The sequence below is a fragment of the Desulfopila sp. IMCC35008 genome (assembly GCF_010646885.2).
Taxonomy (GTDB): domain Bacteria; phylum Desulfobacterota; class Desulfobulbia; order Desulfobulbales; family Desulfocapsaceae; genus Desulfopila.
In genome coordinates, this window is record NZ_CP050700.1 from 3,192,135 (window position 1) to 3,205,010 (window position 12,876).

General features: G+C 48.5%; 6 protein-coding genes. All 6 read right to left on the minus strand.

Going from position 1 to position 12,876, the window contains the following annotated elements; genetic code table 11:
- Positions 1–39: 39 nt before the first annotated feature.
- The 6 genes from GA520_RS13950 to GA520_RS13975 all read right to left on the minus strand — a co-directional run bounded on the left by GA520_RS13950 (position 40) and on the right by GA520_RS13975 (position 12,832).
- Positions 40–2,475 (minus strand): response regulator, encoded by a 2,436-nt coding sequence (locus GA520_RS13950; RefSeq protein ID WP_163338303.1) that lies wholly within the window; start codon positions 2,473–2,475, stop codon positions 40–42.
- Positions 2,459–3,046 carry a chemotaxis protein CheB gene (locus GA520_RS13955; RefSeq protein WP_163338302.1) on the minus strand — a complete coding sequence of 196 codons (588 nt, stop codon included), beginning with the start codon at positions 3,044–3,046 and terminating at the stop codon, positions 2,459–2,461. Before GA520_RS13955 ends, GA520_RS13950 begins: the two co-directional genes overlap by 17 nt.
- 10 nt (positions 3,047–3,056) lie before the next feature.
- Positions 3,057–3,875 (minus strand): protein-glutamate O-methyltransferase CheR, encoded by an 819-nt coding sequence (locus tag GA520_RS13960; protein WP_163338301.1) that lies wholly within the window; start codon positions 3,873–3,875, stop codon positions 3,057–3,059.
- Between the two features lie 81 nt (positions 3,876–3,956).
- Positions 3,957–8,162, minus strand: a complete 4,206-nt coding sequence (locus GA520_RS13965) for a response regulator (RefSeq protein ID WP_240910151.1) — start codon at positions 8,160–8,162, stop codon at positions 3,957–3,959.
- Between the two features lie 263 nt (positions 8,163–8,425).
- The gene (locus tag GA520_RS13970) at positions 8,426–9,667 is read right to left on the minus strand and encodes a substrate-binding protein (protein WP_163338300.1); all 1,242 of its coding nucleotides are present in this window, start codon (positions 9,665–9,667) and stop codon (positions 8,426–8,428) included.
- A gap of 531 nt (positions 9,668–10,198) precedes the next feature.
- A complete protein-coding gene (locus tag GA520_RS13975) occupies positions 10,199–12,832 on the minus strand; it encodes a sigma 54-interacting transcriptional regulator (protein ID WP_163338299.1) in 2,634 nt (877 codons plus the stop codon).
- Positions 12,833–12,876 lie beyond the last annotated feature (44 nt).

The window sequence follows — 12,876 nt, forward strand, 5'->3', positions numbered from 1 at the left end:
TTGCAAGCATATATTTTCTGCAAATAACGAAGAAATGGGTCAAAAGGGTTTTCTCCCACGCGCTCCCAGGCAAGCAGACAGGGCCATTCGGAGCCGGTCGAGTCGGAAAGGCTTCTGGATAAAACCTTCAAGTCCTTCCAGACGAAGTTTGGAAATCATCTCTTCAGGAGCATATCCCGAGCAGATGATGATCTTCGCGTCCGGTTTGATCCGTCTGATTTCCCGGTAACAGTCAGGACCGTTCATCACCGGCATTATCATATCCAAAAGAATCACGGTGATTTCATCTCCTTTCTCCCTCATGATGTCTATTGCCTTGGGACCGTTTTCAGCGGTAAGTACCTTCATGCCAATCTCCCTGAGAAGATCTACCCCTACAGCCCTGATAACTTCTTCATCATCAACCAGTAATGCTGTTCCCTGGAGTTTCACCTCAGTGTCGTCCTGCACAGCTGGCTTCTTTTCGGACTCAACCGCCTCACATACGGGCAGCAGAATCGTGAAAATGCTTCCTTCGCCCAGAGTACTTTCCATCCTGATTAACCCGGAGTGAGCCTTAATGGTACCGTAAACGCTTGCCAGGCCCAATCCCGTACCCTGCCCAGGTTCCTTGGTGGTATAAAACGGTTCAAAAGCCCTGCTCTTCACTTCTTCAGTCATCCCTGTTCCAGTATCCAGTACACTGATCCTGATATATTGCCCCGCCTCCAACTCTCCCCTTTCACTCCTAGGCAGGTCATGAATTTCCATGTTCATGGTGGAAATAGTCAAATCTCCCCCGTCTGGCATAGCATCTCTGGCATTGATCGCTAGATTCAATAGCGCGTTTGACAGTTCAGAATCATCCCCCATGATTGTGGGTTTGGAGGCGTCGAGCTTCTCAACTAAACGAATTCGCTTATCAATACTTCGTTGCAGGATACTTACGGTATCTTTTATAATACGATGCATATCTACAAAACTCTTTTCCCCACCCTTGTTTCTTGCGAAACTGAGCAATTTCCCCGTCAGGTCAGCTGCACGCTCAACTGATGTCATTATGCTGTTTATCAATTTCGCATTATCAGGATTCTCATTGATCTTAATCCCGAGCAGTTCCGTCGCGCCCATAATAGCACTCAGCATATTATTGAAATCATGTGCGACCCCACCTGCAAGCTGGCCAAGCGATTCCATATGCCGCCGCTGATTCAGCTCGTTTTCCATTTCCTTTGTATCCGTGATATCATCGATACGGATTACGACCTGTTCACTGCCTGCTCCGACAAGGGGAAATGCTGCGAGGTTGTATATCATCTTCCTGTTATCAACCTCCACCACCACACTGGTTTTCTCCACCGGCTCATTGTTGCCGACCAGCTCCATCAACTCCAGCAGCGGTTGGGCAAGAAACGGGAACGCGTCTTCAACCGACTTCCCCAGAGCCTCGACCCGGGACAGGACAGAACACCTCTCCGCCTGAGTGTTCATCTCAATGATTACACCCTTATTGTCTACCCCGATCAGGATTGACGATATTGAGTTCACCACGCTGGTAAGATAGGTACGTGTTTTGAGTAGTTCCTGTTCGACGATCTCCTTGCTTTGAATCTGGTCCTTTAATTTTCTGTTCGTCTCTTCCAGTGCAGAAGTTCTTTCTGCTACCAACCCTTCAAGTCCTGCCCGCATTTTATATATATCGAGAAATACCCGCGCCTTGCTGAGCAGAATAAACTCGTTGAACGGTTTGAAGATGAAGTCGACAGCTCCCTTATCGTACCCCTTGATTTCTTTGGTATCGTCACGGTCAATGGCGGTAATGAAGATTATTGGAATTCCGGAGGTCTTATCCTCCGACTTCAGGATCTCAGCAACTTCGTATCCGTCCATTTCCGGCATCTGGACATCAAGAAAAATAACAGCAAAATCATTGTAGAGGGTCTTTGTGAGAGCATCATTTCCTGAGCGGGCTTCAATCACCTCCACCTCGAGCTTGGCCAGCAGCTTCCTGAGAACGAGGAGATTTTCCGGTGTATCATCGACAATGAGTATCTTGGGTTTCCCTGTTTCATGCCTTATAAACGCCCTTTCAACATCTTTCTTCATTGAGTAGAGGTAAAGCAAGGCCTTGACCTTACTGATCAGGACGACCAAGTTAAGCGGTTTATAAATGAAATCGATCGCTCCCTTACTGTACGCCTTTAGTTCATAGTCCTCATCCCTGTCCATTGCCGTAACAAAGATAATAGGGATATCGGAGGTCGCCTCATCCTGTTTGAGCATATCGGCGACCTCCAATCCGTTCATTCCCGGCATCAGGATATCGAGAATTATGAGAGAAAAATCATTGTATAAAGTGGCCTTTAATGCCTCATTTCCAGAGGAGGCAGAAACAATTTCCAGATCAAGATCCGCGAGGGCGTTCTCCAGGACTTTGATATTCTCCGGTATGTCGTCGACAATAAGAACCTTGGTCTTTTCAATCCCTGACACCATATTTACTCCCTAGTAAATCAGTTAAAAAAACTGGAATATCGTTAAGTTCCAAAATAAAATCGATGGCCCCGGTTGCTATAGCTGCCTGTGGCATGACAGGTGATAGCGCAGTCTCCGGATTCTGGGCAATGGTCAACCCGCCTGCAGCTTTCACCTTAACAATCCCCGCACTCCCATCCGAATTGGCTCCGGTCAGGATAACGGCGATCAATCTATTTTTATAGGCGCGAGCCGCAGTCTCAAACAGAACATCTACGGATGGTCTGGAATATTTAACCGGTTCGTCAACGGTGAGTGAAAATGTACCGCCTTTTTCAATCAGAAGATGGTAATTAGCGGGAGCAATGTAGATGATCCCCCTGGTAATCTTTTCTTTTTCCTCCGCTTCCTTGACCTTGAGACGACAACGCTGATCAAGATAGGTAATGAAGTAATTGTCTGATGATTCCATACGGTGCTGCACAATGATCAGCGGTGCATCAAAACGGGGATCGAGCCCTGCCAGCACAACCCGCAAGGCCTTCATTCCTCCGGCTGAAACACCTATCACCACCGCCTCATAATCTTGCATCCTTAACCTTCTAGCCCCTCTTTTTCTGGTAGATTCTCTGCCCCTCAGTGAAGTGTTCGAAAGAGTCCTTCACTTCAGAAAACTCTATTGTTTCTTTGCTGCCCAAACAGAGAAAACCGTTTGCCCTCAGACTATCGGTAAAGAGCCTCAGAACCCGGTTCTGCAATTTGTTGTCAAAATAGATGAGAACATTTCGACAAAGTATCAGGTGCATTTCTCCAAAAACACCATCCGTGACAATATTATGGTTGGCGAAAACAATATTTTCCCTGAGTGAACCGTCGAAAATTGCCGATTTATATTCTGCATAATAGTAGTCTCCAAAAGACCCTTTCCCATTTGAAGCCTGATAATTACGCGTGCTTTTCTTTATGAGTTCCGCAGAGTAGATGCCCTTTTCTGCCTTTTCAAGCACAGTGTCACTGAAATCTGTGGCATAGATCGTCGTCCTGTCGTACAACCTCTCCTCTTTGAGGAGGATAGCAAGGGAGTAGACCTCCTCCCCTGTCGCCACACCCGCCGACCAAATCTTGAGAAAGGGGAATGTCTCCAGATAGGGCAGGACTCTTTCCCGCAAAGACCTGAAAAAAAGTGGGTCCCTGAACATTTCCGTAACATGTACCGAGAGATTCCGTACAAATCTTTTCGTAAACTCCCGATCATGGATGATATATGGAATCAATTCCGAGATCCTGCCAAGTTGTGCTTCCTCAAGCCCCTTTTGTATCCTCCGGGTCAGTGAAGCCCGTGCATAGCCCCTGAAATCGTAGCCGTATCGTTTGAGCATCGCTTCAAGCAGCAGATCAATTTCAAGTTCTTCGACATCCATCAGACACCCTTTCAATTGATGAACAGAAAATGCTCAGGATAGTTGTCACCAGCCCCGCCTAATCGACACAAAACCTGTTAGCTAATACATCCATATTCTTAACATTGAGAGCAGTTTCTTGGTGTCAATGGGCTTGGAAAGATAATCGTTTGCCCCACACCGTAAACACTCCTCCCGGTCCGTATCCATCGCCTTGGCGGTTAGTGCGAGAATCGGAAGATCCTTGAACTCAGGCCTGCTTCTGATGGCCTTCATCGCCTCAAAACCGTCCATTACCGGCATCATTATATCCATGAGGACAATGTCCGGCACAGGCTCGCTCTCGAGTAGACCGAGTGCCTTTTGACCATTATCGGCAATGGATACCTCCACCCCCTTGCTCTTGAGAAATTTACTCAGTGCAAAGGCATTTCGCATATCGTCATCAACAAGCAGAACCCTTTTGCCACTAATGCCGCTGTCCTTCTCCCTTATCTCCTGGATAATTTTCCTGTGAGATTCCGGCATCTCCTGTTCAACCCGGTGCATAAACAAGGCCGTTTCGTCTAATAGTCGGTCCATAGAACGTGCGTTTTTAAGGACGATACTCGATGAATACTTCTGAAGTTTATCCGTTTCCTCCATGGTCAGGTCGCGACCGGTATAAATGATGACAGGTAACCGGCCAATGGAAGTGTCCCGCTCAATTTCATCGAGCAGGGTGAAACCGGAGATATCAGGTAGTCCGAGGTCCAGGATCATACAGTCAAACATGTTTGCCCGAAGGAGTTCCATCGCCTGCTGTCCCGTCTCGGCTGTGGTTGCATGGATATCCCGGGTACTCATCAGCTTCAGGATGTTGTTGCGTAAATCTCTGTCATCTTCCACGACCAGAAGCTCCTTTACATCATTATCAAGGACGTGCTCAATCTTCCCCAGAGCAGCCCGCAACCCATCAATACTGACGGGCTTTGTGAGATACCCGACCGCGCCCTTCTTCAACCCTTCCTGCGAATCGTCATAGGCGGACATTATATGTACGGGGATATGTCTGGTATCTGAATTGTTTTTCAACTCGCCAAGAACGGTCCAGCCGTCAATACCGGGCAGCCCGATATCCAGGATGATCGCCGTAGGTTGATATTCAATGGCATACTTCACCCCCTTTTCACCAGTCGGGGCAATAATGGACTCGTATCCGCTCTTCCTGAAAAAATTGGCCAGTATCGAGGAGAACTCTGGATCATCCTCAACTATCAGCATGCGTTTTTCCGACGGATTTATCTCTTTCACCTCCAGCTCAGGTGCCATTGCTGTAGGACTCTCGGGTCTCACTGGCGTGGCCGCATCGGTCTCTGGCGTGGTCTCCTCGGTTTTAGGGATCCTTTTTGCCGGAGCTGGTAATGGCACCTCGAAGGGTTCCGATCCACCCTCCACAACAGTCAGTATCTGAGGGATATAGAGGGTAAAGGTTGCTCCGTTATCTGTCTCACTCTCAACTGTAATTTCGCCCCCCAACAGGTCGGCAAGCTCCCTTGAGATGGAAAGTCCAAGGCCGGTACCGCCATGACGTCTGCTGATTGAGCCGTCAACCTGCCTGAACGCTTCGAAGATCTGGTCCCGTTTATCGGCGGGAATACCCGGACCGGTGTCGGTTACCGATATACGTACTGTGTTCCCGGGGTCAAGGTCGACCCGGCTGATTTCACTTGCTGAATCCGGTCGGGTAATTTTCAGGGTAACACCCCCATGTTCAGTAAACTTAAAGGCATTGCCAAGCAGATTGCGTATTATCTGTTCCAGCCTGTACACGTCTGTAATTATCGTATCGGGAAGATTATCGCCAATCTCTGTTTTAAAATCGAGCCCTTTCTCTTTAGCCAGATGATTAAACTCCATCTCAAAGTCGGCCTTGATAGTCGCTGGCCTGATGGCTGAAATGTTGAGTTCCACACGTCCCGCCTCGATTTTTGAGAGATCAAGGATATCGTTTATCAGATGGAGCAGCGTCTGTCCGCCTCTGTGGATAGATGCCGCCGACTCAATCTGGTCCTCACTGAGGTTCTTCTCATCGTTGTCAGCCAGCATTTTCGCCAACAGCAGGATTGAATTCAGAGGTGTCCTCAGCTCATGGGACATATTAGACAGGAACTCCGATTTGTATTTTGTCGCGAGCTCGAGTTGTCTCGCCTTCTCCTCTATCTCACGCTGCTTTTCTTGCAGATTTCGATTCTTTTCCTCGTTCACACTTTTTTGTTCCTCAAGCAGCTGGTTTTTCTCCTCCATTTCTTCATTACTGGTTTGCAGTTCTTCCTGCTGAAGCTGGAGCCTTGCTTCCGACTCCCTCAAGGTCTCGGTCTGCTCCTCGAGTTCCTGATTCGCTTTCTGCAATTCCTCCTGCTGGCTCTTCAATCTCTCAGATTGCTTCCTCGTCTGCTCCAGGAGAACCTTTAACCGGTCGTTGGCAATAGTTCCATTGATGGCAACTCCAATAACGCTGTTGACCTGTTCGGCAAAAGTTAACAATCTGCTATCAACGGCAAAATCGCCTCCCAGCTCAATGACCCCCTGAACCTCCTCCTCATGAATCAGCGGGATAACAATGATAGTCCTCGGAATCGACTGCCCTAATGACGATTCTATCCAGACATAATCTTCAGGAACATCGGTAAAAAGAATCACCTTTTTCTCAAGTGCCGCCTGGCCCACCAGCCCCTCGCCGGCTTTAAACCTGTTTGCCAACCCCTTCCTGCTGCGATAGGCGTAGGAGGCCATGAGCTCAAAGACATTCTCAGCCTGCTCATCATCCTGGCATCTCGTAAAAATGGTCCCAACCTGCGCCTTTGTATAACCGGCAATATAAGTGATAACATTTTGACACATACTTCTCAGGTCATGCTCCCCGCTAACCTTTTCACTGAGGTGGGTCACTCCTGTTTTAAGCCAATCCTCATCCTCAGACCTCTGCGATGCTTCCTCAAGCGTCTTCAACATATGATTAAGGGAAGCAACCAGATCGTCATCCCGGGATTGCGAGGAAAATCGGAAAGCATAATTTTTACTGCCAACGGCATCCTGCAAATCATCGAAAAGTTGCCTGAAACGGGACTCACTTTCCTGTAGAGCTTTTCCGGAGTTGTTGACCTCCTCCAACATAGAATTGAACTCGCTGGTGAAAAATCCTATCTCATCGTTACTTTTCACTTCCGCGCGTACATCGGTATTGCCCCCGGCATATTGCTGTAGCACGCTGACCAGATTACTAATCGGGTTTGTGATAGTTTTCTGGGTCAACAGACCGAGTATTACGGTGGCCAGCAATCCCAGGCCGGCCACTGTGACTGAGATGAATAAGGTTCTCTTTACTCCTGCCATAATCTCTTCACCCTGTACAGTGACCACCAGGCAAAGGTTCAATCGATTTCGGTCAAAAATCCCGGATTCAAGTGAATCAACAAGTATCTCAAGCGGATAGTAGACGATATGTTCCACACGATTACCTGTTTTATATACGCCGATATCACCGGCGACCTCACTCTTCATAATGTTGCGTAAAGACGGTTGGAACTGTTTTTGTTCCTCCGAAAGAGGCGTACCGGCGAAGGCAACACCGTCACCGGTTGCCACATCAACCACCTCAACCCGGCTCCTCGGAAAACCACTCTTTGTCAGTTCGCTATTGATCGAGGCAGTAATTTCACGTAACGTATCAGTACTCAGATAAGCCAGAAAATACCCATTCTGGTTTCCATCGGAATCAGCTGTCCTGAATTTATAGAGAAACGTCGGCCCAGCCTGATTTTCCTTCTCGTAAGGCGTGCCGGGGACGATAAAAACCGGAGTTCCCGGATTGTCTTTAAGGATCTTAATATTCCGCAGTCCCCTTCCTGACAGGGAGACTTTGTCACTGCCGTTCGCTCTTGCCCCCTCTCCCATTATCTGCCCCTGGTCATCGGCCAACAGAAGAAGCTGAAATTCTGGATTTTCCGCAAGCATTGTCGGAAAATGTTTCTCCATATCGTTTATCGCTTCAAATTCAATCGCCATCCCATACACGTCTTCCGCGATCCAGGAAGCGAAGGTGGCTGTCCCGCTTTTAAAGAAAAGTTCGCTTTGCTCAGCACCGTTGCTTCCGATCAAGGCTATTTGCCGGTGACTGCTCAAAAGAGCACTTTTTTTGGCGGGAAAGTAGGTAATAGCCACAATGACCAGCATAGGAATGATGGAAAACAGAAATCCTACAAGTATCTTGTATCGCAAACTCACTGAATACATGGTCTTAAAACCTCGTCTGGTTATTTCCTGCATGGTGATCAACTGCTCTTCCTGATTCCGGATTGTTCTCCAGGCTAACCCTAATGTCCCACCAGTTCAGGCGATGCTGACTTCAACGTTTTGGGCAACAGATCACAATCTGCTATATTTACGTCTATAACACGGCTGAAGACCACTCAGCATGGGCTGGCCTTTGGTGAACAATCTGCATGATCTGGTAACTGACACGACTATACTAAGTGCCAGGCAATGCCCGGGTAAACCCAATTCGATACAAGGTTTATGGGAAATCCTGGCTACTCCAGCTGAAGGGGCCTGTCGGCCTTAACCCTGTCGCTGTTCCACTCCTCCCGCGTTCTGACAGCCTCTTCACCCGGCAGCAAATCGATAATCTCAAAATAGTCAAGCCTGTACTTGTCTTTCATCACTTCTGTGGCGGGTCGGCATTTGACCGCATAAACTGTCTGCACAGACTGGTGGTCAAACTCTCGCCAGGTCTGATCATCTTTCAGCCTCCGGTAGGTGTGTCCCTCCAGCTCACTGATGACGTCTTCGGAGCGGAGCGTACCGGCTCGCTCAACTGCAGCCTTGTATTCATAGAGGATGGTATACGCTGAGGCACCGGACGTACTCGGATATCTCCCGAATCGTTCCGTGAATTTTTCGACAAAGGACTGCCCCTCGGGATACTCATACTTATAAGGAACAATCCAGGTCCAAGGCAGCGTACCGATCACTCCCTCCATAACCTTCGGGCCGCCGCTCTCGGCCATGCCCAGGGTGAGGTTAGGCACCACAATCTGCATCCTCGCCTTCAGTCCCTGGATGGTCGCCTGGCGGATTGCCGTACTCATGTCCTTACCAAACAGTACAAGAACCAGGACATCAGGATCGATTATTTTGGCAAACGAGATAACCTTTCGAAAATCCTTATCTGTTGCTCCTGGAAAAGGTGTCGTTATCCTCTTATGATCTTTACTGTTATCGGTACCAGTAAAATGACGCATCGATGCTTCAGTGGTATGTCCCCAGGTATAATCTGCAGTTATGTAAAAATACTTGTTTTTGTCCGCCGGAAAGTGATCGTTGAGATAGGATGCCAGTGTTTTTGCCCCCATCCAGGAATTATAGCACTCCCTGAAAGTGTACTTGTTACCTTCAGCCCCGGTTGTTGCCGTGGAATAAGTAAGTGTGCCAAAAAATATGACTCCCTTCCGACGACAGACATCGGCAGCCGCAATGGCAACACTGCTCGCGGAACCGCCGAATACCATAGAAACATTCTCCTCTTCGATCATCTCCGTCACGTTCCGATAGGTCACATCGACCATTGATTGGGAATCACGGACAATCAGCTTCACCTTTTTACCCAGAATCCCTCCGGCGCCGTTTATCTCCTCTACAGCAAGAGTGGCGGCCCGCAGCTGATCGAGCCCCTGCACTTGGTAAGCACCAGTCTCCGGGTAATTAAGTCCGATATGGACCAAATCCTCAGCGTGGCATGGTATGGAAGCAAAACGAACCGCGAATAAAATCATTATGAAGATGCAAGGAACCAATAAACTCTGTTGTCTCATGTAATGGCTCTTCCCAGAACCCGCTTTATTTAAAATGAAAATCGGGCACTTGCTGAAGGTTTTCTCTTAATCTCTTATAATTCCATTTACTTGAATTGTTAAATTCACATTCCCTTTTCACCTTTAGAATCTTTCTCATCGAAGTATATCATATGGTTATGGGAAAATGAGCCCTGACACTATATTTTCCTGAAAAGATATAAAAAAAGGGACTGGTAACTGAGGGTTAACCCTTATTTTCACCAGTTCAAGCAATGCCATAGGAACTGAATTTTAGTGAGCAGTATGTATGATGTGGTGAAGGTACTCGATTAATAGATGCCAGGAAAGACATGGATTATCATCAAATCGACACAATGGATATGAGACGTTCGCGGTAGACAGTTTGCTGCCAAGACCTATGAAACGGAGGGGAAGATAAAAATAGCGGATATAACATACTCATCTTGACAGGCTGAATATGTAGTAACAATAGAGAATAGATATGAAAAGTTACACCATAAAGACGAAAAGGGCACCCATACCAACCAGGAAACTCATCGGAACGATAAGCGAACGAGGGTTGACTGGCCCATCGGTCTGGATACGGTCGATGATACGGTAGGTGGCATACATGGATGCGAGCAGTCCGCCCACAACCGAAAAGAGCTGCAGTACATAGGTACTGTCGTGGCTGAGGAGTCTGCTCCCCTGAAAATTGGCCTCGAATTCAAGAGACTGCTTGATAACAGGCACTATCCGCCAGGCGCCATCAACAAACATCTCAAAATGCACGGCAAGATAGCCACCGAGTATCAGGGGTATGAATCCATACCCCAGCATTGGCAGCAGGAATTCCTGATCCATCTTCGCACGCCAGGCCTGAACATGCACCATCAGGTAATATCCAGCCTGGAAAATAAGAATGAGGGCAAAGAAAATGAGAGTTGCCGATAACCAGACAGGGACTCCGACGCCATAACCGGCAATTTTCTCCGTCAACGATAGAGAGATATCGCCAAATGTCTCATGGAGGGCAAAGGGGAAGAACATCGCCCCGAGGGCAACTATCAGGAAACTATCCGCCCTCCGCGGGGTTTCAAGTGACCAGAGTTCCTGCGGTGCCAGCCTGAGGTTAAGATGAATAGAGCTGTTGGTGCAGTTCTTAATACAGTCGCCACAGATTATACAATCTCTATTATTATCGACGAGATAAGGGTGACGAAACATAGGGCAGCCGCCCTTCACCTCGCCACCACCAAAACAACTATGCTCCTGGCACCTGTTGAGGCAGACATGCCTGTTCGAGCGGAGCTCAAGCACCGAAGGCATTGAGAATATCGCATTCACCGCACCCAGTGGGCAGAGATAGCGGCACCAGGCGCGCCTGGAATAGAGCACACTGCAAATACAGGAACCGATACTCACAGCCAGAATTATCCAGGCGGTCAGGTACGGGTTTCGATAGGCATCCCAGACGATCTCCACCCACATCACAGCAATACACAAGATGGCCATCAGCCAACCTGAATTACGTTTAATAAAGGCAGGGGTATTACGCTTTGGTTTAACCAGGTTCTGCAGATGTTTACCCGGCATTGCCAGGGTACAGACGGAACACCAGGTACGCGCCAGGAAAAAGAAGGAGAAAAACATAAGCGGCCAGCCAATGGACCAACTCATAATGACACCGAAGTTTTTATCCGGTTCATTGGGACCGATAAAAAGGGCGAGTAAAGTGACCGCCAGTACGAAACCGACAAAGGCCTGGGGGATGCCGGGAAAATATTTACTGGTGAAAAACTTTTTCACCAGGGGGAACCGCAAAATGTTAAACTCCCATTTCCCTTCCGATTTAGGTAATCCGAGCATGATATGATCTGCAAGGATCTCATCTTTCATAGCCAGCATCACCGCTCTTCTCATTACCCCGGAAAGCTCGGTGAGGTTCCCCGGCCAATCGTAGTTCATCAGGTTGCCGAGGGTCTCCGGCGATACGGATTTAATGGACTTACCGAACTCCCTGTTAAAGCGATTCAGGTAATGTTCAATCAGGCGGGGGAGATCTCTTTTGCGTTCCCTGACCGACGGCACCCTGAAGGTCTGCAGACGGAACAGGTCCATCAATTCCGGTACAATTCTCTCTGAATTCTCCAGATGATCAAGATCAAAAACGGAGATAAAACCGATCCTCGACTGCATACCGATGGGACGATCACTATCCACATGGGTATAGGTACTCGACTGGATGACCCGCACGATCTTGCGCTGCAGATCGTGGGGCATGAGTCGAATGTGCAGAAAAACAATGGTCCCGCCGCAGGCCCTCTCAAAGATGCCTGCCTGCCGTACCTGGGCATAGGGATAATTGGACTGCTCGGTACCAAACAGCATCTTCTCGAGCAGGATCGGGTCGTGCTCCCGCAGGTCTATCTCGACATATGGACCACCGCTTCGATCACTTTCAGCGTGTATCTGCCGGGCAATGATCTGTTTTCCGGTTCCTGATTCACCCGTCAGGATAAAAGGATCGTTGTTCTGCGAAAATTTTGAGATGACATTCTGCGCTTCCAGTGCCGTCCGAGACTCATTAATAATGTTCTTACGCCTCTTTTCGAGTCGACGCAGTTTTATCTGGGAGATATTTTTATCCTTGAACAGGATAACATCATCAATACTGGACCGGTCCTGACTCCCCCCGGAGTTCGCACTCTCGGCCTGATCGAGCCAGGCGACACGCAATCTCTCGGAAAGTACAGCGACCAGCTGTTTATGGATCAGGGGATTACCAAGCAGGACCGAGCGAAAAATTCGTCTCTCATATGTGATCAGGACCAGATCAAAAAGTGCCTTGGCACTGACGGAACGTGTTTTTTTGGTGAGCAACCCCGTTTCACCCAGGTGCCCGCCCTGGGAGATACGCCCCACGACCTTGGAGCTGCCGTCCTCGCGCTCCATGATCAGCTCGACCTCCCCCTGGGCGATCACATAGAACGCCTCACTGACGTCCCCCTGGCGATACACATAGTCCCCTTCAGGGACTATCTGCACCCGGCAGGAGTCAGCAAACTTCTCAAGGTTGGCCTGACTGACCTCCTGAAACAAGAGCGAATGTTTCAGGTGATCTGCGATGAGATCTTTCTTCATTACTTCCTTCAGACCGGCCAGGAATCCTCATCAAAAGATTCCTG

What these genes read in the sequence shown, in the direction of transcription:
- GA520_RS13950 (WP_163338303.1), bottom strand. Translation starts at nt 2,475, where the DNA reads ATGGTGTCAGGGATTGAAAAGACCAAGGTTCTTATTGTCGACGACATA.
- GA520_RS13955 (WP_163338302.1), bottom strand. Translation starts at nt 3,046, where the DNA reads ATGCAAGATTATGAGGCGGTGGTGATAGGTGTTTCAGCCGGAGGAATG.
- GA520_RS13960 (WP_163338301.1), bottom strand. Translation starts at nt 3,875, where the DNA reads ATGGATGTCGAAGAACTTGAAATTGATCTGCTGCTTGAAGCGATGCTC.
- GA520_RS13965 (WP_240910151.1), bottom strand. Translation starts at nt 8,162, where the DNA reads ATGCAGGAAATAACCAGACGAGGTTTTAAGACCATGTATTCAGTGAGT.
- GA520_RS13970 (WP_163338300.1), bottom strand. Translation starts at nt 9,667, where the DNA reads ATGATTTTATTCGCGGTTCGTTTTGCTTCCATACCATGCCACGCTGAG.
- GA520_RS13975 (WP_163338299.1), bottom strand. Translation starts at nt 12,832, where the DNA reads ATGAAGAAAGATCTCATCGCAGATCACCTGAAACATTCGCTCTTGTTT.